The organism is Pseudomonas sp. ZS1P83 (assembly GCF_054897825.1).
Window position 1 is genome coordinate 295,737 of sequence record NZ_CM142706.1, and the last position, 24,266, is coordinate 320,002.

21 protein-coding genes are annotated in these 24,266 nt (G+C 59.3%); 11 read left to right on the forward strand and 10 right to left on the reverse strand.

Features of this window, described 5'->3' with window-relative positions; translation table 11 throughout:
- Positions 1–4 precede the first annotated feature (4 nt).
- From murD to ACYZT0_RS01520, 10 genes are all read left to right on the forward strand, one after another.
- Positions 5–1,351 carry a UDP-N-acetylmuramoyl-L-alanine--D-glutamate ligase gene (gene murD / locus ACYZT0_RS01475; protein ID WP_462044331.1) on the forward strand — a complete coding sequence of 449 codons (1,347 nt, stop codon included), beginning with the start codon at positions 5–7 and terminating at the stop codon, positions 1,349–1,351.
- Positions 1,348–2,565 (forward strand): putative lipid II flippase FtsW, encoded by a 1,218-nt coding sequence (gene ftsW / locus ACYZT0_RS01480; RefSeq protein WP_462044332.1) that lies wholly within the window; start codon positions 1,348–1,350, stop codon positions 2,563–2,565. The genes murD and ftsW overlap by 4 nt, the downstream gene beginning before the upstream one ends.
- Positions 2,555–3,625: an undecaprenyldiphospho-muramoylpentapeptide beta-N-acetylglucosaminyltransferase gene (gene murG, locus ACYZT0_RS01485; RefSeq protein ID WP_462044333.1), complete on the forward strand. Its 1,071-nt coding sequence runs from the start codon at positions 2,555–2,557 to the stop codon at positions 3,623–3,625. Before ftsW ends, murG begins: the two co-directional genes overlap by 11 nt.
- Positions 3,618–5,078 carry a UDP-N-acetylmuramate--L-alanine ligase gene (murC, locus tag ACYZT0_RS01490; protein WP_462044334.1) on the forward strand — a complete coding sequence of 487 codons (1,461 nt, stop codon included), beginning with the start codon at positions 3,618–3,620 and terminating at the stop codon, positions 5,076–5,078. The genes murG and murC overlap by 8 nt, the downstream gene beginning before the upstream one ends.
- A complete protein-coding gene (locus ACYZT0_RS01495; RefSeq protein ID WP_462044335.1) occupies positions 5,075–6,055 on the forward strand; it encodes a D-alanine--D-alanine ligase in 981 nt (326 codons plus the stop codon). Before murC ends, ACYZT0_RS01495 begins: the two co-directional genes overlap by 4 nt.
- A 4-nt stretch (positions 6,056–6,059) precedes the next feature.
- Complete coding sequence (locus ACYZT0_RS01500; RefSeq protein ID WP_462044336.1) at positions 6,060–6,929, forward strand: cell division protein FtsQ/DivIB; 870 nt, start codon at positions 6,060–6,062, stop codon at positions 6,927–6,929.
- 15 nt (positions 6,930–6,944) lie between these two features.
- Positions 6,945–8,204, forward strand: coding sequence for a cell division protein FtsA (gene ftsA / locus ACYZT0_RS01505; RefSeq protein WP_033061341.1), 1,260 nt, complete (start codon positions 6,945–6,947; stop codon positions 8,202–8,204).
- Positions 8,205–8,279: 75 nt separating this feature from the next.
- Complete coding sequence (gene ftsZ / locus ACYZT0_RS01510) at positions 8,280–9,473, forward strand: cell division protein FtsZ (RefSeq protein WP_462044337.1); 1,194 nt, start codon at positions 8,280–8,282, stop codon at positions 9,471–9,473.
- Between the two features lie 112 nt (positions 9,474–9,585).
- Complete coding sequence (gene lpxC / locus ACYZT0_RS01515) at positions 9,586–10,497, forward strand: UDP-3-O-acyl-N-acetylglucosamine deacetylase (RefSeq protein ID WP_282379021.1); 912 nt, start codon at positions 9,586–9,588, stop codon at positions 10,495–10,497.
- Between the two features lie 173 nt (positions 10,498–10,670).
- Positions 10,671–11,840, forward strand: a complete 1,170-nt coding sequence (locus ACYZT0_RS01520) for an IS4 family transposase (protein ID WP_462041955.1) — start codon at positions 10,671–10,673, stop codon at positions 11,838–11,840.
- 121 nt (positions 11,841–11,961) lie between these two features.
- Here ACYZT0_RS01520 and ACYZT0_RS01525 read toward each other — a convergent pair whose 3' ends face one another.
- The 7 genes from ACYZT0_RS01525 to ACYZT0_RS01555 all read right to left on the reverse strand — a co-directional run bounded on the left by ACYZT0_RS01525 (position 11,962) and on the right by ACYZT0_RS01555 (position 21,887).
- Positions 11,962–13,452, reverse strand: coding sequence for a sensor domain-containing diguanylate cyclase (locus tag ACYZT0_RS01525; RefSeq protein WP_462044338.1), 1,491 nt, complete (start codon positions 13,450–13,452; stop codon positions 11,962–11,964).
- 147 nt (positions 13,453–13,599) lie between these two features.
- Complete coding sequence (locus ACYZT0_RS01530; protein ID WP_462044339.1) at positions 13,600–14,919, reverse strand: OprD family porin; 1,320 nt, start codon at positions 14,917–14,919, stop codon at positions 13,600–13,602.
- 194 nt (positions 14,920–15,113) lie between these two features.
- Positions 15,114–15,338 (reverse strand): hypothetical protein, encoded by a 225-nt coding sequence (locus ACYZT0_RS01535; protein ID WP_462044340.1) that lies wholly within the window; start codon positions 15,336–15,338, stop codon positions 15,114–15,116.
- Between the two features lie 243 nt (positions 15,339–15,581).
- A complete protein-coding gene (locus ACYZT0_RS01540) occupies positions 15,582–16,946 on the reverse strand; it encodes a heavy metal sensor histidine kinase (protein ID WP_462044341.1) in 1,365 nt (454 codons plus the stop codon).
- A complete protein-coding gene (locus tag ACYZT0_RS01545) occupies positions 16,936–17,613 on the reverse strand; it encodes a heavy metal response regulator transcription factor (protein ID WP_095193005.1) in 678 nt (225 codons plus the stop codon). Before ACYZT0_RS01545 ends, ACYZT0_RS01540 begins: the two co-directional genes overlap by 11 nt.
- Before the next feature lie 9 nt (positions 17,614–17,622).
- Positions 17,623–20,730, reverse strand: a complete 3,108-nt coding sequence (locus ACYZT0_RS01550) for a multidrug efflux RND transporter permease subunit (RefSeq protein WP_462044342.1) — start codon at positions 20,728–20,730, stop codon at positions 17,623–17,625.
- Positions 20,727–21,887: an efflux RND transporter periplasmic adaptor subunit gene (locus tag ACYZT0_RS01555; protein ID WP_462044343.1), complete on the reverse strand. Its 1,161-nt coding sequence runs from the start codon at positions 21,885–21,887 to the stop codon at positions 20,727–20,729. The genes ACYZT0_RS01550 and ACYZT0_RS01555 overlap by 4 nt, the downstream gene beginning before the upstream one ends.
- 316 nt (positions 21,888–22,203) lie before the next feature.
- Here ACYZT0_RS01555 and ACYZT0_RS01560 point away from each other — a divergent pair, with 316 nt between their 5' ends.
- Positions 22,204–22,461 carry a hypothetical protein gene (locus ACYZT0_RS01560; RefSeq protein WP_461965989.1) on the forward strand — a complete coding sequence of 86 codons (258 nt, stop codon included), beginning with the start codon at positions 22,204–22,206 and terminating at the stop codon, positions 22,459–22,461.
- A 139-nt stretch (positions 22,462–22,600) separates the two neighbouring features.
- Here the strand turns inward: ACYZT0_RS01560 and ACYZT0_RS01565 are convergent, their stop codons facing one another.
- The 3 genes from ACYZT0_RS01565 to ACYZT0_RS01575 form a co-directional block, all read right to left on the reverse strand.
- Complete coding sequence (locus ACYZT0_RS01565; protein WP_462044344.1) at positions 22,601–23,350, reverse strand: YkgJ family cysteine cluster protein; 750 nt, start codon at positions 23,348–23,350, stop codon at positions 22,601–22,603.
- An 83-nt stretch (positions 23,351–23,433) separates the two neighbouring features.
- The gene (locus ACYZT0_RS01570) at positions 23,434–23,760 is read right to left on the reverse strand and encodes a hypothetical protein (protein WP_462044345.1); all 327 of its coding nucleotides are present in this window, start codon (positions 23,758–23,760) and stop codon (positions 23,434–23,436) included.
- A gap of 43 nt (positions 23,761–23,803) precedes the next feature.
- The gene (locus ACYZT0_RS01575; protein ID WP_462044346.1) at positions 23,804–24,262 is read right to left on the reverse strand and encodes a GNAT family N-acetyltransferase; all 459 of its coding nucleotides are present in this window, start codon (positions 24,260–24,262) and stop codon (positions 23,804–23,806) included.
- Positions 24,263–24,266 lie beyond the last annotated feature (4 nt).

Sequence of the window (24,266 nt, forward strand, 5' to 3'; positions counted from 1 at the left end):
ACGAGTGTCTCTGATCGCTTCTGACCACTTCCGCATCGTTGTCGGCCTCGGCAAGAGCGGCATGTCCCTGGTTCGCTTCCTGGCGAACCGGGGCGTGTCGTTTGCTGTCGCCGATACGCGGGAAAATCCACCGGAACTGGCCACGCTCAAGCGTGACTATCCGCACGTGGAAGTGCGTTGTGGCGAGCTGGACGTCGAGTTCCTGTGCCGCGCCGACGAGCTCTACGTGAGCCCCGGCCTGGCGCTGGCGACCCCGGCCCTGCAGGCCGCCGCCCTCCGTGGCGTGAAATTGTCCGGGGACATCGAGCTGTTCGCGCGTAACGCGAAAGCGCCGATTGTCGCCATCAGCGGTTCCAACGCAAAAAGCACTGTCACCACGTTGGTGGGCGAGATGGCTGCAGCGGCCGGCAAGCGTGTCGCCGTCGGCGGCAACCTCGGTACGCCGGCGCTGGATCTGCTTCGCGACGACGTCGAGCTGTACGTGATGGAGTTGTCGAGCTTCCAGCTCGAAACCACCGACCAACTGAACGCCGAAGTGGCGACCGTGCTCAACGTCAGCGAAGACCACATGGACCGCTACAGCGGTCTGCCGGCCTACCATCTGGCCAAGCACCGGATCTTCCGTGGTGCGAAGCAGTTTGTGGTCAACCGTCAGGATGCCCTGAGCCGTCCGCTGATGGGCGAAGGTCAGCCATGCTGGACTTTCGGTTTGAGCAAACCTGATTTCAAGGCCTTCGGTATTCGCGAAGAAGACGGCGAGAAGTACTTGGCCTTCGAGTTCCAGACCCTGATGCCGGTGCGCGAGTTGAAAATTCGCGGTGCCCATAACCAGTCCAATGCCCTGGCGGCATTAGCCTTGGGCCATGCTGTTGGCCTGCCGTTCGATGCCATGCTGTCGAGCCTGCGTACTTTCGCCGGGCTTGAGCATCGCTGCCAATGGGTCCGCGACCTGAATGGCGTGGGCTACTACAACGATTCCAAAGCCACCAACGTCGGTGCCGCACTGGCTGCCATCGAAGGCCTGGGCGCGGACATCGACGGCAAGCTCGTGCTGATCGCCGGTGGTGACGGCAAGGGTGCCGAGTTCAAGGACCTGCGTGATCCGGTCGCGGTTAACTGCCGCGCCGTGGTGCTGGTGGGTCGCGACTCCGAGCTGATCGCTCAGGCCATCGGCGATGCCGTGCCACTGATTCGCGTCAACTCGCTGGACGAAGCCGTCGCGCAATGCCGCGCCATCGCCGAACCGGGCGACGCGGTGCTGCTGTCGCCAGCCTGCGCCAGTTTCGACATGTTCAAGAACTACGAAGACCGTGGTCACCAGTTCGTCCGCGCTGTGGAGGATCTGGCATGAGCCTGAGAAACATCATCAAGCCGTACCCGTCGCCGATCATTACCGGGCGCGGAATCGACCTGGACTTCCCGATGCTCGCCGGCTGCCTGGCGTTGATTGGCCTCGGGCTGGTCATGATTGCATCGGCATCCACCGAAGTGGCAGCGGTGCAGTCGGGCAGTGCCCTGTATTACATGATTCGCCACCTTATTTACGTGGTGCTGGGCCTTGGCGCCTGCTTCGTCACCATGATGATTCCGATCGCCACCTGGCAACGTCTGGGCTGGCTGATGCTGATTGGTGCGTTCGGTTTGCTGGTGATGGTGATCATCCCGGGGATCGGCCGTGAAGTGAACGGTTCGATGCGCTGGATCGGCTTCAGTTTCTTCAACGTCCAGCCTTCCGAGATCGCCAAGGTGTTCGTGGTGATCTACCTCGCCGGTTATCTGGTGCGTCGCCAGAAAGAAGTGCGTGAAAGCTGGATGGGCTTCTTCAAGCCGTTCATCGTCCTGCTGCCAATGGCGGGTCTGTTGCTGATGGAACCGGACTTCGGTGCCACCGTCGTGATGATGGGGGCTGCTGCGGCGATGCTGTTCCTCGGCGGGGTCGGACTGTTCCGTTTTTCCCTGATGGTTATCCTCGCCGTCGCGGCGGTGGTGTTGTTGATTCAAGTGCAGCCGTATCGAATGGCGCGCTTGACCAACTTTGCGGATCCGTGGGCTGACCAGTTCGGTGCTGGGTACCAGTTGTCCCAAGCATTGATCGCGTTTGGGCGCGGTGAATGGCTGGGCGTTGGCCTCGGCAACAGCGTGCAGAAACAGTTCTACCTGCCGGAAGCCCACACCGACTTCGTGTTCTCGGTCCTGGCCGAAGAACTGGGTGCCGTGGGTTCTTTGTGCACGGTAGCGCTGTTCGTCTTTGTCTGTATTCGTGGCATGTACATCGGTTATTGGGCCGAGAAGGCCAAGCAGTTCTTTGCCGCCTACATCGCGTACGGCCTGTCGTTCCTGTGGATTGGTCAGTTCCTGATCAACATCGGGGTGAACGTCGGCCTGCTGCCGACCAAAGGTCTGACCCTGCCGTTCCTCAGTTATGGCGGTAGTTCGTTGGTGATCTGCTGTGCCTGTCTCGGCTTGTTGCTGCGTATCGAGTGGGAAAGTCGAACCCATTTGGGCAGTGAAGAGATGGAGTTCCATGAGAGCGACTTCGCCGAGGAGCCGACCCATGGGCGCTAATGTATTGATCATGGCGGGCGGCACCGGTGGCCACGTGTTTCCGGCGTTGGCGTGTGCCCGCGAATTCCAGGCCCGTGGTTACACCGTGCATTGGCTCGGGACCCCGCGTGGCATCGAGAACGATCTGGTGCCGATGGCCGGAATCGAGCTGCATCGGATCAATGCCAGCGGTTTGCGCGGCAAGGGCAAGCTGTCTTTGCTCAAGGCACCGCTCATGTTGCTCAAGTCGATCTGGCAGGCGCGGGCGATCATTCGTCAGCTGCGGCCAGTCTGTGTGGTCGGCTTTGGTGGTTATGTGACCGGTCCTGGCGGCGTTGCAGCCAAACTGGCTGGCGTGCCGGTGATCGTTCATGAGCAGAACGCCGTGGCCGGTACCGCCAATCGGTTGCTGGTGCCGTTGGCCGCCCGAGTCTGTGAAGCGTTCCCCGACACCTTTACCCTGTCGGACAGCCGTCGGACCACCGGTAACCCGGTGCGCACCGAGCTGTTCCTCGAAACACCGCGACAGGCTCTGGCCGGTCGCAAGGCGCGTTTGTTGGTCCTGGGCGGAAGCCTGGGCGCAGAGCCGTTGAACAAGTTGCTGCCTGAAGCCCTGTCGCAAGTCGCCCCCGACCTGCGCCCGGAAGTGTTTCATCAGGCCGGCAAAAACCACGATGAAGTGACTGCAGAGCGCTATCGCGCGGCTGGCGTCGAGGCGCAAGTGCAGCCTTTCATCAAAGACATGGCCCAAGCCTATGGCTGGGCCGACCTGGTGGTGTGCCGCGCAGGCGCGCTGACCATCAGTGAACTGGCTGCCGCCGGTCTGCCCTCGATGCTGGTGCCTTTGCCCCATGCGATCGACGATCACCAGACCCGCAACGCCGATTATTTGGCCCGTGAAGGCGCTGCCTTCCTGATGCCGCAAAGAACGACTGGCGCAGCGGATCTTGCCGCACGCCTGACAGAGGTCCTGATGCAACCACAACGACTGACCGACATGGCCACCGCTGCACGCCGACTGGCCAAACCCGATGCAACCCGTAACGTGGTCGATACCTGCCTGGAGGTGGCCCATGGTTGAGAATCAGAAAGCCATGCCGCAACCTGAAATGCGCCGCATCCGTAAAATCCACTTCGTCGGGATCGGCGGCGTGGGCATGTGCGGCATTGCCGAAGTGTTGTTGAACCTGGGCTATGAAGTGTCCGGTTCCGACCTGAAAGCTTCGCCGGTGACCGAGCGTCTCGAGTCCTTCGGTGCCCAGATCTTTATCGGCCACCGCGCCGAGAACGCTGCGACCGCCGATGTGCTGGTCACCTCCAGTGCCGTGAACACGTCCAACCCGGAAGTCGCCACCGCCCTGGAGCGCCGCATTCCGGTAGTGCCGCGTGCTGAAATGCTGGCTGAGTTGATGCGCTACCGCCACGGCATCGCCGTTGCCGGTACCCATGGCAAAACCACCACCACCAGCCTGATCGCTTCGGTGTTTGCCGCCGGTGGCCTCGACCCGACATTCGTCATTGGTGGCCGTCTGAATGCCGCGGGCACCAATGCCCAACTCGGCACCAGCCGTTACCTGATCGCCGAAGCCGACGAAAGTGACGCCAGCTTCCTGCACCTGCAGCCGCTGGTGGCCGTGGTCACCAACATCGACGCCGACCACATGGCGACCTACGACGGTGACTTCAACAAACTGAAGAAAACCTTCGTCGAGTTCCTCCACAACCTGCCGTTCTACGGTCTGGCGGTGGTGTGTCTGGACGATCCGGTGGTGCGTGAAATCCTGCCGCTGGTGAAACGTCCTACGGTCACTTACGGCTTCGGCGACGACTGCGATGTGCGCGCGATCAATGTGCGTCAGCAGGGCATGCAGACCTTCTTCACCGTGCTGCGTCCTGATCGCGATCCGCTGGATGTCTCGGTGAACATGCCGGGTAACCACAACGTGTTGAACGCACTGGCAACCATCTGCATCGCCACCGACGAAGGCGTCAGCGATGAAGCCATTGTCCAGGGCCTGTCCGGGTTCCAGGGTGTCGGCCGACGCTTCCAGGTCTACGGCGAACTGCCGGTAGACGGCGGCAACGTGATGCTGGTCGACGACTATGGTCACCACCCGACCGAAGTCGCCGCCGTGATCAAAGCCGTGCGCGGTGGCTGGCCGGAACGCCGTCTGGTGATGGTCTACCAGCCGCACCGTTACAGCCGGACCCGCGACCTGTACGACGATTTCGTCAATGTATTGGCCGACGCCAACGTTCTGCTGCTGATGGAAGTCTACCCGGCCGGTGAAGAACCGATCCCGGGCGCTGATAGCCGCAAGTTGTGCAACAGCATCCGTCAGCGCGGTCAGCTCGACCCGATCTACATCGAGCGCGGTGTTGACCTCGCTCCAATCGTCAAACCGCTGCTGCGTGCCGGCGACATTCTGCTGTGCCAGGGCGCCGGTGATATTGGTGGTCTCGCACCGAAATTGTTGAACAGTCCGTTGTTCGTGGGTGCGGTTGCCGCGCCAACTGTGGGGAAGTTGAAATGACTGCTGCTTACGCCAACCTCGTTTCCACACTCGCGCCGAAAGACTTCGGCCGCGTCGCCGTGTTGTTCGGCGGCAAGAGTGCCGAGCGTGAGGTGTCCCTGAAGTCGGGTAACGCGGTTCTCGACGCGCTGCTAAGCGCCGGTGTGGACGCGTTTGGTCTCGACGTGGGCGATGACCTTTTGCAGCGTCTGCTGAACGAAAAAATCGACCGCGCCTTCATCATTCTCCACGGTCGTGGCGGTGAAGACGGCAGCATGCAGGGCCTGCTCGAATGCCTGGGTATTCCGTACACCGGCAGCGGCATTCTGGCTTCGGCACTGGCCATGGACAAGCTGCGCACCAAACAGGTCTGGCACAGCCTCGGTATTCCGACGCCACGCCACGCGGTGCTGAGCTCTGAGGCCGATTGTATTTCGGCAGCGACGGAACTGGGCTTCCCTTTGATCGTCAAACCGGCCCATGAAGGTTCAAGTATCGGGATGGCCAAAGTGTCTTCCGCGCTTGAGTTGATCGACGCGTGGAAAGCGGCCAGTACCTACGATTCACAAGTGTTGGTCGAGCAATGGATTCAAGGTCCGGAGTTCACCATCGCCACCCTGCGTGACCAAGTGTTGCCACCGATTGCCCTGGGCACGACACACAGTTTCTACGATTACGACGCCAAGTACGTGGCTTGCGATACCCAGTACCGGATCCCGTGTGGCCTCGACAGCAGCAAAGAAAAAGAACTCATGGACCTCACGGCGAAAGCCTGTGAGGCGCTGGGTATCGCCGGTTGGGGCAGGGCAGACGTGATGCAGGACGCCGACGGGCAGTTCTGGTTCCTGGAAGTCAATACCGCACCGGGCATGACCGATCACAGTCTGGTTCCGATGGCGGCCCGTGCTGCCGGTCTGGATTTCCAGCAACTGGTTCTGGCCATTTTGGCAGCAAGCGTTGCCAATAATGCTGCCAGCAACGAAGAGCCGCGAGGTTAAGACCATGCAAGGCGCACAGCTGAGACATCAGCCCCCCGCACCGACCGGCCGCAAGCCGGTGCCGCGGGGTGCCAGCCGAATGGTGGCCAAAGAGCCGATGTCTGCGCGCCTGCCGAAAGCCAATTTTGGTTTTCTGAAAAGCCTGTTCTGGCCAGTGCTGCTGGTAGCGCTGGGTTTCGGCACTTACGAAGGCGCGCAGCGTTTGTTGCCGTACGCCGACCGGCCGATCACCAAGATCAACGTGCAGGGCGACTTGAGTTACATCAGCCAGCAAGCGGTGCAGCAGCGGATCGCCCCGTACGTGGCGTCGAGCTTCTTCACCATCGATCTTGCGAGCATGCGTACCGAGCTTGAAACGATGCCATGGATTGCCCACGCCGAAGTGCGGCGGGTGTGGCCGGATCAAGTGGTGATCCGCCTGGAAGAACAACTGCCGGTGGCCCGTTGGGGCGATGAAGCTCTATTGAACAACCAGGGCCAGGCGTTTACCCCGCGTGAGCTGGCGAACTACGAACACTTGCCACAGCTGTTCGGCCCACAACGGGCTCAGCAGCAGGTAATGCAGCAATACCAGGTGCTGAGCCAGATGCTCAGGCCGTTGGGCTTCTCGATTGCACGCCTGGAGTTGCGTGAACGAGGCAGCTGGTTCCTGACCACCGGCGCCGGCAGCGCGGGCCCGGGGATCGAACTGCTGCTGGGCCGCGGCAAGTTGATAGAAAAGATGCGCCGCTTCATTGCCATCTACGACAAGACGCTTAAAGAACAGATTACGAACATTGCGCGCATCGATCTGCGCTACGCCAACGGCCTCGCTGTTGGCTGGCGGGAACCTGTAGCGCCCACGACAGCCCAACCCGCTGTCGCGAAGAATTAAGAAGAGGCAGGACCCATGGCAAACGTGCAAAGCGGCAAAATGATCGTCGGTCTCGATATCGGCACCTCCAAGGTGGTGGCGCTGGTCGGCGAGGTTTCGGACGATGGCACGCTGGAAATCGTCGGGATCGGTACCCATCCGTCCCGTGGCCTGAAGAAAGGCGTGGTGGTGAACATTGAGTCCACCGTGCAATCGATCCAGCGCGCGATCGAAGAGGCGCAGCTGATGGCCGGTTGCCGCATTCACTCGGCGTTCGTCGGCGTGGCCGGCAATCACATCCGCAGCCTGAACTCCCACGGCATCGTGGCCATTCGTGATCGTGAAGTCAGCTCTGCCGACCTCGAGCGCGTTCTCGACGCCGCCCAGGCCGTAGCGATCCCGGCTGACCAGCGCGTGCTGCACACCCTGCCGCAGGATTACGTGATCGATAACCAGGAAGGCGTTCGTGAGCCGCTGGGCATGTCGGGCGTACGTCTGGAAGCCAAGGTTCACGTGGTCACCTGCGCCGTCAACGCCGCACAGAACATTGAAAAATGTGTGCGTCGCTGCGGCCTGGAAATCGACGACATCATTCTCGAGCAGCTGGCTTCCGCGTATTCGGTCCTGACCGATGACGAGAAAGAGCTGGGCGTGTGCCTGGTGGACATCGGTGGCGGCACCACCGACATCGCGATCTTCACCGAAGGCGCGATCCGTCACACCGCGGTGATCCCGATTGCGGGCGATCAGGTGACCAACGACATTGCCATGGCGTTGCGCACCCCGACCCAGTACGCCGAAGAAATCAAGATTCGCTACGCCTGCGCCCTGGCCAAACTGGCCGGTGCCGGTGAAACCATCAAGGTCCCAAGCGTCGGCGACCGTCCACCGCGCGAGCTGTCCCGTCAGGCCCTGGCCGAAGTGGTCGAGCCGCGTTACGACGAGCTGTTCACGCTGATCCAGGCCGAGCTGCGTCGCAGCGGTTACGAAGACCTGATCCCGGCCGGCATCGTGTTGACCGGCGGTACGTCGAAGATGGAAGGCGCGGTCGAACTGGCCGAAGAGATCTTCCACATGCCGGTCCGCCTGGGCGTCCCGCATGGCGTCAAGGGCTTGGACGATGTGGTTCGCAACCCGATTTATTCCACGGGTGTTGGCCTGTTGATGTACGGCCTGCAGAAGCAGTCCGACGGGATTTCGTTCTCGGGCATCAGCAGCCGCGACAGTTACAGCAATGAAGAACCGAAAGTCGCCTTGCTCGATCGCTTCAAGAGCTGGGTACAAGGCAACTTCTAAAGATTTACCGCAACACCGCAGCACCGCTTCAAAAAGCAGTAGGCGAAAAAACTAGAGAATGTAAGGAGAGGGAAAATGTTCGAACTCGTAGACAACATCCCCGCAAGCCCGGTTATTAAAGTTATCGGTGTTGGCGGAGGCGGCGGCAACGCCGTCAACCACATGGTCAAGAGCAACATTGAAGGCGTTGAATTCATCTGCGCCAACACTGATGCCCAGGCGCTGAAAAGTATCGGCGCGCGGACCATCCTGCAACTGGGCACCGGCGTGACCAAAGGTCTCGGCGCTGGCGCCAACCCTGAAGTAGGGCGTCAGGCCGCTCTCGAAGACCGTGAGCGCATTGCCGAAGTCCTGCAGGGCACCAATATGGTGTTCATCACCACTGGCATGGGCGGTGGTACCGGTACCGGTGCTGCGCCGATCATTGCTGAAGTGGCCAAGGAAATGGGGATTCTCACCGTTGCGGTGGTGACCCGTCCGTTTCCGTTCGAAGGCCGCAAGCGTATGCAGATCGCCGACGAAGGTATCCGTCTGCTGTCTGAAAGCGTCGACTCGTTGATCACCATTCCCAATGAGAAGCTGCTGACCATCCTTGGCAAGGACGCTAGCCTGCTGTCCGCATTCGCCAAGGCCGACGATGTATTGGCCGGTGCTGTTCGCGGTATCTCCGACATCATCAAGCGTCCGGGCATGATCAACGTCGACTTTGCCGACGTACGGACCGTGATGAGCGAAATGGGCATGGCGATGATGGGCACTGGCTGCGCCAGCGGTCCAAACCGTGCACGTGAGGCCACCGAAGCGGCCATTCGCAACCCACTGCTGGAAGACGTGAACCTGCAAGGCGCACGCGGCATCCTGGTGAATATCACCGCCGGTCCTGACCTGTCTCTGGGTGAGTACTCCGACGTGGGTAGCATCATCGAAGCCTTCGCTTCCGAACACGCGATGGTCAAGGTCGGTACCGTTATCGATCCGGACATGCGCGACGAGCTGCACGTGACCGTGGTTGCCACCGGTCTGGGCGCGAAAATCGAGAAACCTGTGAAGGTCATCGACAATTCCGTTCACACCTCCATGGCTTCCCAGCCACAACAACAAACCCCTGCACGTCAGGAACAGCCAGCGGTAAACTACCGTGACCTGGACCGTCCGACCGTCATGCGCAACCAGGCTCAGGCCGGTGCTGCGACTGCCGCGAAGATGAATCCGCAAGATGACCTGGACTACCTGGACATCCCGGCTTTCCTGCGTCGTCAGGCTGATTGATGGAATGTATCAGGGCTATGAAGGTGATTGGTGTTCAGCAAAGGCCTGGTCTGCTATTATCGCCAGCCTTTGTTGATACCAGTTCGCAAATTGCGCTGAAGCGGCCCAAGCCATGATTAAACAACGCACACTGAAAAATATTATCCGTGCTACAGGTGTAGGCCTGCACTCCGGGGAGAAGGTATACCTGACCCTCAAGCCCGCACCTATCGACACCGGCATTGTGTTTGTTCGTGCCGACCTCGACCCTGTGGTGCAGATTCCTGCCCGCGCGGAAAACGTTGGTGAAACCACGATGTCGACCACGTTGGTCAGTGGTGACACCAAAGTGGATACGGTGGAGCACTTGCTCTCGGCCATGGCTGGCCTGGGCATCGATAACGCCTACGTCGAGCTCTCCGCGTCCGAAGTTCCGATCATGGATGGTAGCGCTGGACCCTTCGTATTTCTGATTCAGTCGGCTGGCCTGGAAGAACAGGACGCCGCCAAGAAGTTCATCCGGATCCTGCGGGAAGTGACAGTGGAAGACGGCGACAAGCGCGCCACTTTCGTCCCTTTCGAAGGCTTCAAAGTGAGCTTCGAGATCGATTTTGATCACCCGGTTTTCCGTGACCGCACACAAAGTGCAAGCGTGGATTTTTCCAGCACTTCGTTCGTAAAAGAAGTCAGCCGCGCCCGTACCTTTGGTTTCATGAGTGACATCGAGTACCTGCGCAAGCACAACCTCGCACTCGGCGGCAGCGTTGAAAACGCTATTGTGGTCGACGCGGATGGTGTACTGAACGAAGACGGCCTTCGCTATGAAGACGAATTCGTGAAGCACAAGATCCTCGATGCAATTGGGGACCTCTACCTGTTGGGCAATAGCCTGATTGGTGAGTTCAGGGGCTTCAAGTCCGGACATGCATTGAACAACCAGCTGCTGCGCAAGTTGATTGAGCAGACAGATGCTTGGGAAGTCGTGACTTTCGATGACGCCAGCACTGCACCAATCTCTTACATGCGCCCTGTTGCGGCCGTGTAAGTAAAAAACCTCTCTAGTTTTTAAAGGCTACCTTCGGGTGGCCTTTTTTTATACCTGATCGTTCCCACGCTCTGCGTCACTAGTGTCCGGTAAAAAACGAGGGGGGAGCTTGCTCCCTCTTGCTGTTGGCGGCTGTGAGGCATAATCGGTTTTTTCAGACTCGATTTTGACTTATGTTTTCCAGCACCCGTTTAAGCCAACTACTCAGTGCGATCCCGCGCCAGTTTTTCCAGCAATCCATCGAAACACACCAAGCTGATCGCTACGTCAAACGCTGCACGACCTGGCAATTGCTGGTGACACTGATCAGCGGCCATTTGACCCGAGCCTCAAGCCTGCGATCCTTGGCGACTATCTCCGAAAATTTCGGCCCGCATAGCTACCATCTTAATGCCGGCCCTATTGCCCGCTCGACAATGTCCGATGCCTTGAACAAGCGTGACTACCGGCCATTACAGGACCTTTGTGGGTACCTGATGAGCGCCGTCAGCCGCCAGCAGCGCAAGGAGGTCGGGGCCATGGTTAGCCTGATTGACTCCACGTCGATCACCTTGCGCGGACCTCACTTCGATGGCTGGACAGCCGCGACGAAAACCCGCATCACCCAAGGCCTCAAAGTGCATGTCGGGCTGGATCTGGCGCAGCTGGCCCCGGTGTACGTGAACATTACGCCTGCCAACGTCAACGACCTGAGCGATGCACTGGAAATGCCGATCCAGACCGGCATGACGTATGTTTTCGACAAGGGCTACTGCGATTACAACTGGTGGCACGAGTTGCAGACCAAAGGTGCTTTTTTCGTCACCCGCCTGAAGAAAAACGCCAATATCAAAGTGCTGCATGAGCACTCGACCGTGACTGAGCAAAGCTCGGTCATGACCGATGAAGTCGTCCAGTTTGGCAAAAAGCATTTGGCCGGCAAACGCCTGAACGACTATTGGGAAAAGTCGGTAAGACGCGTCGTGGTTGAGCGCGAGGGGCATGCGACGCCGTTAGTTCTGGTGACCAACGACTTCACGAGGACAGCTGAAGAAATCGCGTCCTTGTACAAAGATCGTTGGCAGATCGAGCTATTTTTCAAGTGGATCAAACAACATCTGAAGCTCAAACGCTTTTATGCCTACTCCGAAAATGCGGTGCGTTTGCAGATTTACAGTGCCTTGATCAGCTATCTGTTACTGCAAATACTCCATCGTCGCTCAGGATTTACCGGCTCGTTGTTCGAACTGACGGTTCGCATAGTTCATGTCCTGTTTGAACGGCCCGGAACCCCAGTATTGAGGGATCGACGAAGGCAGGAGCGAGAAAAGTTGAAGGCTGCCCAAGGCAGCCTTCAACTATGAAGCATGTTTACCGGACACTAGTGACGCTCTGCGTGGGAATGCCTCAATGGACGCTCCGCGTCCGCTTCGGCAGGGACGCGGAGCGTCCCGGGCTGCATTCCCACGCAGAGCGTGGGAACGATCATCCTGCGACCACCCGATTACGTCCACTTTCCTTGGCCTGATACAGCGCCTTGTCCGCTGCGAACAGCAGTTGTTCCAGACCGATCTCGGCGGATGTGGTCCAGGTACTGATACCAATACTGACAGTAATCGGCGACTCGGCACCTGCCACCAACGGCAATTGCTCCACCGTCGCTCGGATGTGTTCGGCAATCTGTTGTGCACCCTGGCTGTCGGTTTCCGCGAGGATCACCGAAAACTCCTCGCCGCCGTAACGGGCGGCCAGATCCGCTGGGCGCCGCACATTGGCGGAGATCACATTGGCCACCGAGCGCAAGGCATCATCGCCACCCTGATGCCCATGGCGATCGTTGAACGCCTTGAAGTGGTCGGCATCGATCATCAGCACCGATAACGGCAGGCCGGAGCGTTGGGCGCGGAACCACTCATGGCGCAGGGCCTGGTCGAGCGTTCGACGGTTGGCGAGGCCGGTCAAGGCATCGGTGGCCGCCAGTTGCGCCAGCTCTTGCTCGGCGTTGTGGCGCAGGCGCAATTCTCGGCAGAGCAACCAGGTCAGCCAGAGCAGGCTGACGCACAGCGCTATAGTCGCAACGCTTACCACCACCACCGTGCGCTTCCACGACGAAAACACTTCATCACTGGACAACGCAACGATGACGATCAACGGCAAGTTGCCTACCTTGGAGAACGTGTACAGGCGTTTATCCTTGTGGCGGCTTGAAGTACCGGTGAAGCTGCCGTTGCCTTCTTTGACAATGCGCTGGAAGTTGGGACGGCTGAAGTCCTTGCCAATCAACTCTTCGGCCAGGCGGGGCTCCTGGGCCAGAAGAATACCGTCCGAGCTGATCAGGTTGACCGAGCTGTCACGACCGATGCTCAAGCTGTTGAACAACTGATCGAAATAACTCAGGCGCATGGCGGCTTCGGCTACGCCAAGAAATTCGCCTTGTGAGCCGCTGACCCGATGACTAAAGCTGATTCGCCATTCATGCTCAGCCTGTCTGGAACGGAAGGGACGGCTGATGTGCATGCTCGGATCGCGATTGGTCACGTGCGACTGAAAGTATTCGCGGTCAGCAAAATTGCCCTTTCTGGGTTCTACCGAGGCCGAGTCGGCGATCACGTCGCCCTTGTTGTCCAGCAACAAAATGTCGCCCTTGTATGGTGCCGCAGTGGCACGGTCAAACAAGGCCAGGTGTCGGATGGCAGGGGAAACGCTCTTGAGGTCTTCACGCTGCGAGGCAGCGATCAAACCGAGCAAGGAAAGGTCATAAAGTTCGACGTTGCGTAACACGTCTGCGTCGATCAGTTGCACGATATTGGTTGCTGCACGAGTGGCAGACTGTTCAGCATTGGCGCGTTCGCGAATGAGCAGGAACGCCACGATGCTCAATATCGCAATCACCAACAGCAAACTGCCGAGAACCAGAAGCCGCTCCGACCGCGTCGACCGGATCGGATGGTGAGATGTTGCACTGCTCACACTCATGGTTCTGGCTTCTGCTAATGAGGCGTTATGAAGGTTTTTTGCAAGAATCGGGCAGAATCCCAGAAACCGTTTTCGTTCAGAGCGCCTGTACAAGTCCCGGATAAAAAAAAGGCCAGCAAAACGTGCTGGCCTTTTACTTATTGAAGCTTAGAAGACATTGAGCGGGTAGTCGACGATCACCCGGTATTCATCGGTGTCCTGATCCAGCACGCCGTAGCCGTTGCCTCCACGGTTGGTCGCCCATTGCAGGCGCAGCGCCAGGTTTTTGGCCTTGCCGCCCTGAACCACATACTTGAGATCGATGTCGCGTTCCCAATGCTTGGCGTTTTTGCCGTCAGCGCTGTACCACGAGGCATAACCTGGGCTGTCCGGATCGACCTTGGTCAGGTCCAGTTCACCACGGGAGTAAGAGACCGCCGAGGTCAGGCCGGGCAGGCCGAGCCCGACAAATTCATAGGCGTACTTGAGTTTCCACGAGCGTTCATTGGGGCCGTTGAAGTCCGAATACTGCTGGGAATTGTCGAGGAAGACGCTGTCGCCCTGGCTGATGTAGTCGAACGGGGTGTTGCCGTTGACCCGCTGATACGCGGCGGTGACGCTGTGATTGCCCACACCGACGGTGAAATGCAGGCTGTAGGTGTTGTTGTCGATGTTACCCAGCAGCGCATCGCCGGTGTCTTGCGTGTGATAGAAGTGCAGGCCTGGGTTGAAGCTGACCAGGTCGTTCAGCGCGTAGGTGTAATCCAGGTCGTAGTAGTACTGGTTCCAGATGTCTTTGAGTTCGGAAGCATAGAGGCTGCTCGTCAGCCCCGGCAGACCGCTCCAGGCGACGCCGGCCCAGTTCAGGTGCCGGCTTTCGTCGCCCTCGGACAGACTGCCATAGGACGTGCCTATTCGGGTGTGTCCGCTCTGGTTGTAAGGCTTGGTGAAGCTCGCCTGGCCACCTTCAATCATCCAGCCGTCAAAACTGTGGTTGGTCAGGCTGACGCCGCGAAAGGTCTGGGGCAGCATGCGGGTCTCGCCACCAGCGATCACCGGGTTGGCGAGGAACAAGTCACCGGCCTTCAGTTCGGTATCGAGGGCACGCATTTTCAGGGTGCCGCCCGCCGTCGAGAACGAGCCTGGCGCTTTGCCGTTGCCATCGCTGATCGGCAGGATGCTCGACCCATCGGTACCGCCACCGCCGTCGAGCTTGAGCCCGAGCATGGCATGGGCATCAACGCCGAAACCGACGGTGCCCTGGGTATAACCTGATTCGAAAATGCCGAGGAAACCCTGGCCCCATTCAATGTTGTCGTCTGCCTGCTGCAGGCGAATGCGGTTCATGTAGTAGTTGCGGGCGTTGAGGTTGAGGCTCGAGCCTTCGACAAAACCTTCGGCGTTTGAGTCGTCTGCGGCGTGAGCAGCAGACGTCACCGTTGCAGCGATTGCAATGAATAACGGGCTGAATCTAAGAGGGAAACGCACTAGCGGTAAAGCTCCTTGGGTCAACTAAGAGCCTCATTGTTTTGAGACTCAGAATGTTTCTTGTTAAGGGAGACGAACTGAAGCTGATTAAAACCACAACGAAAAAAAGCCGCTGAGCGCAGCGGCTTGAAGACAACTTTTCAAAGGAAAGAGCCGATGAATAGTGTCGAGGGAAACAGATCGATACTTGATAATCAGCTGTCTTTCTCAACCCGCGGCTGGGCTTGAGTAGTCGACGCTTGCGGGGTTTGCGCAGCTTCCTGAGCTTTGGCCGTCATTTCGCTCTGATACTGTTCGAACGCAGCAGCTCGTGCGGAATTTTGCACGACGAACGCCTGCGACTCTTCAGCGATGGCGAACGGAGACAGAAACAAAGAGGACATAACGAAAGCGCTGGCAATACCCATAGTGTTGGACATCTTTTAAACCTTCTTGCTTGGCAAGTGCTGTTTGGTGCGGCAACGATAAGGGGGTTTGGAGAGGGGAAAAAGAGCGGATTGGTGAAAGGACTGTTGCGCTAAAAGCAACAGTAGGTAACTGATCATTCCGACGCTCCGCGTGGGAATGCATCCCCTGACGCTCTGCGTCAGCTCATAAATCGGAACGCGGAGCGTCCCTGGCTGCATTCCCACGCGGAGCGTGGGAACGATCATTTGGTGGGGTTAAACGGGGAGGTGAATCCCAAACGTATTCATCCCATGATCACTGCGCACAAACACATCCCCCCCATGCATCAACGCAATCGCCTTGACGATCGCCAGCCCCAGCCCATGGTTGTTCCCACTGTTGCTGCGCGATGCATCCACCCGATAAAAACGCTCAAACAACCGCGACAAATGCTCGCTGGCAATCGGCGAACCGGGGTTCGCGACACCGATACTGACCTGATGCTCCTCGACCTCGATTCGCACCTGAATGACTTGCCCGGGCTCAGTGTGCTGCACTGCGTTGCTCAGCAGGTTGATCAACGCCCGGCGTAAATGCGCGATCTCGATTCGCACCTGCGCGTCGCCACTGACCTGCACCTGAATCTGCGCATCTTCAAGAATGAAATCCAGATACTCCAGCGTCGTCGCCACTTCATCGGCGAGCGAGGTGGATGTCAGTTTGGTGGCCTTGCTGCCCTGATCCGCGCTGGCAAGAAACAGCATGTCATTGATGATCGAGCGCAGTCGCTCAAGCTCTTCAAGGTTCGATTGCAGCACTTCAAGATAGTGTTCGGCAGATCGCCCGCGAGTCAGCGCCACCTGGGTCTGGCCGATCAGGTTGGTTAGCGGCGAGCGCAGTTCATGGGCGACATCGGCGTTGAACGACTCAAGGCGCGAGTAAGCCTGTTCGACCCGCTCCAGTGTCGAGTTGAACGAATTGACGAACTGATTCAGTTCCGGCGGCAACGGTGACAATTGCAGCCGACCGGACAACAGCGGCGGGGCCAGCCGCTGGGCTTCCTGGGACAACTTGATCAGCGGCTTGAGGCCGATCCGCGCCACCCAGTAACCAAGGACCGACGCCAGCAACACGCCGATGATCGCCAGGCTGATCAGGGCAATCAGCAAATGGTGCTGAGTCTGCAAAAACGTCTCGGTGTCGATGCCGATCATGAAGCGCAGCGGTGGACGTTGATCCTTGGCCGGGAACTGACTGACCAGTACTTTGAGTGGATAAGGCTGATCCGGCAGCTGCAAGTCGCGCATGCCCAGCGGCCCTTCGGCACAGGCGCGGATCTGCGGCGTCAAGTTGCCGTACTCGTAGTGCGGATCGCCGCTGATAATCCAGAAGCTGATGCGTTTGTCTTCCTCACCGAGCAGCTTGAGCTTGTTGTTGATCTTCACCCAATGCTCGGGCGTGCCATAACGGCCGACCGTGGATTCGAGCACGCTGTAGCGCGCGTCCAGTTCTGCCTGGGGCAACAAACCCAGACCTTTATCGACCTGTTGATACAGCGCCCAACCAATCAACAGAAACACCAAAAGCGCCACCAGCGTAAACATCCCGCTCAGGCGCAGGGCAATTGAGTTACTGGACACCGCGGCTCTCCAGCACATAACCCATGCCACGAATCGTGTGCAGCAGTTTCTCGTCGAACGGCCCGTCGAGCTTGGCTCGCAAGCGTTTGATCGCGACTTCGACGACGTTCGCGTCGCTGTCGAAATTAATGTCCCAGACCATTTCGGCGATGGCGGTTTTCGAAAGAATTTCACCCTGCCGACGGGCCAGTACGCTCAGCAGCGAGAACTCCTTGGCGGTCAGGTCCAGGCGGGTGCCGGCGCGGGTCGCTTTGCGGCTGATCAAATCTATCCACAGGTCGGCAATGCTCACCTGCACCGGTTCGTGACCGCCGCTGCGGCGGGTCAGCGCCTGCAGGCGCGCCACCAGTTCGAGGAAGGAAAACGGTTTGCCGAGGTAATCGTCGGCACCGTCGCGCAAGCCTTTGATGCGATCTTCCACACGCTCGCGGGCGGTGAGCATGATCACCGGGGTTTGCTTGCGCGCACGCAAGGCGCGCAGTACGCCAAAGCCGTCGAGGCCCGGCAGCATGACGTCGAGGACGATCACCGCGTAGTCGTTTTCCAGCGCCAGGTGCAGGCCTTCGACGCCATCGCGCGCCAGGTCCACGGTGTAACCCTGTTCCGTCAGACCGCGGTGCAGATAATCCGCGGTTTTTTCCTCGTCTTCGATAATCAGAACGCGCATGACCCCGCCTCAGTCTGTGGTCGCCAGCGCCGGCATCGGTGCTGGGGCTGGTTTAGGCCGATGGAAATGCCGCTCGAGCCACAAATATATGACCGGAGTGGTGAACAGCGTCAGCGCCTGGCTCACCAGCAAGCCGCCCACGACCGCGATCCCCAAGGGTTGGCGCAGTTCGGCGCCGGTGCCGTAGCCGAGCATCAATGGCAGCGCGCCGAGCAGGGCGGCGAGGGTGGTCATGATGATCGGCCGGAACCGCGTGATGCAGGCCTGGTAGATCGCCTCTTCCGGTGGCAAGCCACCTTTGCGCTGGGCTTCGAGCGCAAAGTCGATCATCAGGATGCCGTTCTTCTTCACGATCCCGATCAGCAGCACCAGCCCGATCAGCGCCATGATCGAAAAGTCCTGCCCGCAAATCCACAACATGATCACCGCGCCGAGCCCGGCCGACGGCAGGGTCGAGATGATGGTCAACGGATGGACGAAGCTCTCGTACAGCACGCCGAGAATGATGTACACCGCCACCAGCGCCGCCAGGATCAGCCACGGCTGGCTGGCCAAAGAACTCTGGAACGCCTGGGCCGCGCCCTGGAAGTTGCCGCTCATGGCCGCCGGCATGCCAATTTCAGCCTTGGCCTGATTGAGCATGATCACCGCATCGCCCAACGCCACACCGGGCGCCAGGTTGAACGACAGATTGGCGGCCGGGAACATGCCGTCATGGGCGATGGACAGCGGACCCACGGTCGGCGCATCGAATTTCGCCAGCGCCGACAGCGGCACCATTGCCCCGCTCAGCGGCGAGCGCAGGTAGAAGTAGTTGAGGCTTTCGGCCTTGCCGCGCTGTTGGGTGTCCAGTTCCAGAATCACGTTGTACTGGTTGATCTGAGTCTGGAATTCGTTGATCTGGCGCTGACCGAAGGCGTCGTACAGCGCTTCGTCGACATCGCTGGCGGTCAGGCCGAAACGCGCGGCAGCGCTGCGGTCGATGTTGATGTGGGTGATGCTGCCGCCCAGCTGCAGGTCGTTGGAAATGTCACGGAACGCCGGGTTACTGCGCAGTTTTTCCGTGAGGCGTTGGGTCCAGGTGCTGAGGACTGCACCGTCGTTGCTCTTGAGTACATATTGATACTGGGCGCGACTTGGGCCGGAGCTGAGGTTGATGTCTTGCCCGGCGCGCAGATACAGCACGATGCCCGGGACTTTCATCAGTTGCGGACGAATCCGGTCAATGAACTGGCTGGCTGACACGTCGCGGTCGCCGCGCTTTTTCAAGGAGATCCAGAAGCGACCGTTGGCGATGGTCTGGTTGCTGCCCGAGACGCCAACCGAGTGGGAAAACGCTTGAACCGCCGGATCCGCCGCAACGATTTCGGCCATCGCCAAGTGTTTTTTCACCATGTCGCCGTAGGAAATATCGGCGGCGGCTTCGGTGGTGCCGAGGACAAAACCGGTGTCCTGCACTGGGAAGAAGCCCTTCGGAATAAAGATGTAACCAGCTATCGCAAGGGCGAGCGACAGACCGAACACGCCGATCATCAACTTCTGGTGGGCGAGGGCACGGCGCAGGCCTTTTTCATAAAACGCCAGCAATCGCTCGCCAAAACCCGGCTTGTCGTGGGCGCTATGCACCGGTGCGCGCATAAACAGCGCGGCGAGCGTCGGCGCCAAGGTCAGGGACACCACCACCGAAATCATGATGGTCGAGGTGGCAGTCAACGCGAATTCCTTGAACAGCCGTCCGACTACGCCGCCCATGAACAGCAGCGGAATGAACGCCGCCACCAGCGAGAAACTGATGGAGACCACGGTAAAACCAATCTCGCCGGCGCCTTTGATCGCCGCCTCGCGCATGCCGTCGCCGGCTTCCAGGTGACGGTGAATGTTCTCCACCACCACAATCGCATCGTCGACCACAAACCCCACGGCCACCACGATCGCCACCAGTGTCAGGTTGTTCAGGCTGAAGCCCATGATGTACATCAGGGCAAAAGTGGCGACCAGCGAAACGCCCAGCACCGCGGACACGATCAGCGTCGCCGACCATTGGCGCAGGAACAGCGCCATCACTGCCACCACCAGCATGATCGCGATCAGCAGGGTAATTTCCACTTCATGCAGGGAGGCGCGGATGGTCTGGGTGCGGTCCACCAGCACCTTGACCTCCACCGACGCCGGCAGCATCGCTTCGAGGCCAGGCAGCGCCGCTTGAATACGGTCCACGGTTTCGACGATGTTGGCGCCCGGTTGCCGGGAAATTACCAGGTTCACCCCTGGCTTATCACCGGCCCAGGCTTGCACGTAGGCATCTTCCGAACCGTTGACGACTTTCGCCACGTCCTTGAGGTGAACTGGCGCGCCGTCCTTGTAGGAAACGATGAGTTGGCTGTATTCCTCGGGATGGAACAACTGGTCGTTGGTCGACAGGGTCGAGATGCTCGACTCACCGTACAACGCACCTTTTGCCAAGTTGAGGCTGGTTTGCTGGATCGCCAGACGAATGTCCGCCAGCGTCAGGCCGATGGCAGCCAGTTTGTCAGCCGAGGCTTGAACGCGGATCGCCGGACGTTGCTGGCCTGTGATGTTGATTTGGCCTACACCGTCGATCTGACTGATCTGGCGAGATAACAGGGTTTCTACCAGGTCGCTGAGTTCGGTGCCGGGCATCTGGGTCGAGTTGACGCTGAGGATCAGTACCGGGCTGTCGGCCGGGTTGACCTTCCTCCAGGTTGGCAAGGTCGGCATGTCTTTGGGCAGTTTGCCGGCAGCGGTGTTGATAGCTGCCTGAACTTCCTGGGCGGCGGTGTCGATGCTTTTGTCGAGGGTGAATTGCAGGGTCAGGTTGGTCGAGCCGAGGGCGCTGCTCGAGGTCATCTGGGTCACGCCCGGGATGGCGCTGAATTGCACTTCAAGCGGCGTGGCCACCGACGACGCCATGGTTTCCGGACTGGCACCGGGCAACTGCGCAGCGACCTGGATGGTGGGGAATTCGGCTTCCGGCAACGGTGCGATGGGCAGGCGCGGGAAAGCGATGACACCGAGCAGTACCAGTGCAAAGGTCAGCAGAATCGTCGCAACCGGATGGTCGATGCACCAGGCAGAGATCGAGCCATGACCCTTCATGGTTTCGGCTCCGATTGGACCACTTGCGCCGGATCAGTCAGTACCTGGACGGTCGAGCCCGGTTTGAGTCGCGACTGGCCGTCGCTGACCAATATATCGCCAGGCTTCACGCCTTTGATGATGTCCTGGCCGCTGCCTTGATAGACCATTTGCACTTGTACGGTCTCGACCGTGTTGCCGTTGACCCGGTAGACGAAATGTTGATCGAGCCCGCGTTGTACGACCGTGGGCGGCACCACTAGCGCATTTTTATCCAGGGCTGTCTGAATCTTTACCGTCACCAGCAGGCCCGGCCAGAGTTTCTGCCCGGGGTTGTCGAATTCAGCCTTGGCGCGGATGGTCCCGGTGTTGGCGTTGATCTGGTTGTCGATCAGGGTCAAATGACCTTCGCCGAGCAGATTGCCGGTTTCGCCGTCAGTATCGGCGCCGATGTAGGCTTTCACTTGTGCGCGTTGTGGGTCGCCGATCAGACCCTGCAGGGTCGGCAGCATTTGTTGTGGCAGGGAGAACTCCACGGCGATCGGGTCGATCTGGGTCACCGTGAATAGCCCTTGGGCGTCGGTCATGCGCAGGAAGTTGCCTTCATCCACCGTGCGAATACCGACGCGGCCGGTGACTGGTGAGTGAATCTGTGTGTAGGAAAGCTGCACCTGAGCGGCGTCGATCGACGCTTGGTTGCCTTGGGCGGTGGCTTTGAGTTGATTGACCAAGGCTTGTTGCTGGTCGTAGGTCTGCTTGGAAACGCCGTCATCGACGCTCAGCAATTTGTAGCGTTTGAGGTTGACCAGTGCGACTTGCAGTTGCGCCTGGCTTTCCCCGAGTTGCGCCCGGGCCTGGTCGAGGCTGGCGCGGATCGAGCGGTCGTCGATGGTGGCCAGCAGGTCGCCTTTGTTCACCCGTTGGCCTTCCTTGACCAGCAATTTGGTGAGGATGCCGTCAATTTGCGGGCGCACCACAACGCTGTGCAGGGACAGTACCGAGCCGATGCCGCTGACGTAGCGGGGGACGTCTTTTTCGGTGACGTTCACTACCCGAACGGGGATCGCAGAGGGCGCGGTCAGTTTGGTGGTAGCGGGTTTGATGGCGTACCACAGGCCCAGCGCTGCCAGAACGATCAGAAGGGCTGCGAGCAAGGCGGGTTTTTTCTGAATTCGCATGCGAGTGGGGCGCCGAGGCTGGGTGGTCGGAGTTTTTCAGGTTTATACCTTCCTTTATAAACCTGTTCGCCGGTCAGGAAGGTGACGGGTAACTGACGGCGCTGACAGTTTGGGCGTTGTGAGACTTGCAGGTTGGGCAAAACTGACCAAAGTTTCTACGCCAACGAGATCCCGACTGCGATGGCGTCAGCTCCCTCCACACAAAACCCGACGAACTCGTTTGCAGCGTGAAGCTTGCGGCTCCCGACACAGGTATACTGCCGCCTTTCGCGGCTCGCTGACCGGGCCCGACTCTATTGCATCACCCGGAGCTTTCATGACTTCCCCGACACAACCGCCGGTTGCCGACGCTTTAAGCGACGACCAGGCAGACCTGCCAGACAGCGTCGACTCCAGCGCAGACAGCGAAACCAAAGCCGCCATCCCGGCGTTCAAGTTCCCGTTCAAGCCGGGCGACCTGGCCGCAGCGAAGGATGCCAGCCAGCCTTGGTACAAGAACGGCGCCAAGAACGGCCATACCAAGACTCCGGGCGCAGCGCCTCCCGGCACTCGTCGCTCGATGGGTAAACGCTGAGTTTTAAACGCTGCGGTGCCTGATCTACCGTCTTCGCGAGCAAGCTCGGCTCCTACAGTTGATCTGTGTACGACGCAAATCCACTGTAGGAGCCGAGCTTGCTCGCGAAGGGGCCATCAAAGGCAATACACCTTCTGGATCAAGCCGCGCGCAACGAAATAAACGCATAGTTCACGGGTGTATCTGTCGTCACGTGCGCACCAGCCGCCTGCACTGGCCCGGCAATGTCCTCACCCGACACATGAAACAACCAATCAGCGTGTGACTCAGCCAGCGGCTGCGCCGCAACCTGATCAATGACCCTCGCAAATGCGGTCATATCCGGCAGATAAGCGGTAAAGCCATCGCCCTTCAGCGCTGTAGTCCGAATTCCTAGCAACGCGCAAATCGCATCCTTGGTCCGAACGTCATCGCGATCAGCCTGACGGGAGCGCTGGATTAATCCGACCAGTTCCTGATCCGCCAATTCACCACCCACAATCAAATCCGGTCCCTTTTCCCACGATTCGGGCGGACATTCTTTCACCGCGGTGTTCAGGGGAATGTGCGGATTGATTTCCATCGGGTAGATGCGGCACACCAGCGGTCGACGTTCGTAGATGCGGCAGAGGTTGTCTTCGTCAAGATTCCGACAAGGACCGACGTTGTAGGCGGCAAAGGTGATGGCGATGTACGCCTTGGATGCGTCGCTTCGGACCATCACCGAACGACGTTCGGCGTGCTCGCGTTGTTGCACGGGCAGGCCCAGGCCATTGCCCAGGAAACCTTCCACCAGCACGATTACCTGACCGCCATCGGCCGCCCACATCCGGGCTTCGCTCAGGGTCAGGGGCACGTGGTGGTCGTTACAGCATTTGCCACAACCTACGCAGGAAAACGTCGTATTCATTGAGCGGCCAGTCGCCTGTAAGGGCATAAAACGGCGACAGAATGCCGCCGCAAAGGCAGCTATCGAAGCAATTTATGCGCCAGTCACTGCGCCATGGCGGTTGGGCGGATGGAGTCCCACTCGGTGACGTAAGCGGTTTTGCTTTTCTTGTTGTAAAGGCACAGCTCGGTGCCTTGCTGGCCTTTCATGTGTTTTTGCGGGTATTGGCCTTGCAAGAGAAGTGCGGTGTAGCCAACCCGATCATCAAACTGCGCGGCGTTGCCGACAGGTTTGGCATTCTTCAGGCCACTGGCCTTGGTGCAACTGGCGAGCACGGCTTTGTCGTACGCGGCCCAGGCGTCGGGGCTGGAGGCGTGGGCCTGGGTGGTCAGGGCGCTGAGGCAGAGGAAGGTCAGGGTTGAGGCTTTCATATTCTGGCATCCGTGGGAGGGTGTTGACCTAGGTCTGAGTCTGTCAGGCCGGAACCGGTTCCCGGCAGACTACCCGCATCCCTGCACTTTCGTACAAACGCTGCGCCCGAAGGTTGTCCTCAAGCACCTTCAAATCGACAAAACCTTCGCGACGCTCCTGAAACACTTTGAAAGCTTGTGCCAGCAATGCGCGGCCGAGCCCGAGGCCCTGAGCTCGAGGATGCACCACCAGGTTTTTGATGTAGGCACTTGTCCAGCACTGGCAAACACCCACAATACCTTCGGCATCCAGAGCGATGAAGCACAGGGTCGGGTCGTATTCCTGATCGGTTTCAAAACGCTGTTGCCAGACGTCCAGTGCCGGTACGCGACCACCTCCTTCCTGATAGCTTAGTTCCATCAAACGATGAACGGCCTCTGCCAGATCGGGGCGGTATTCGCTGAGGACGATTCCCTGAGGCCAAACGATTGCAGGCACAACTTCAGCGAGGTTGCGCCGCATCAGA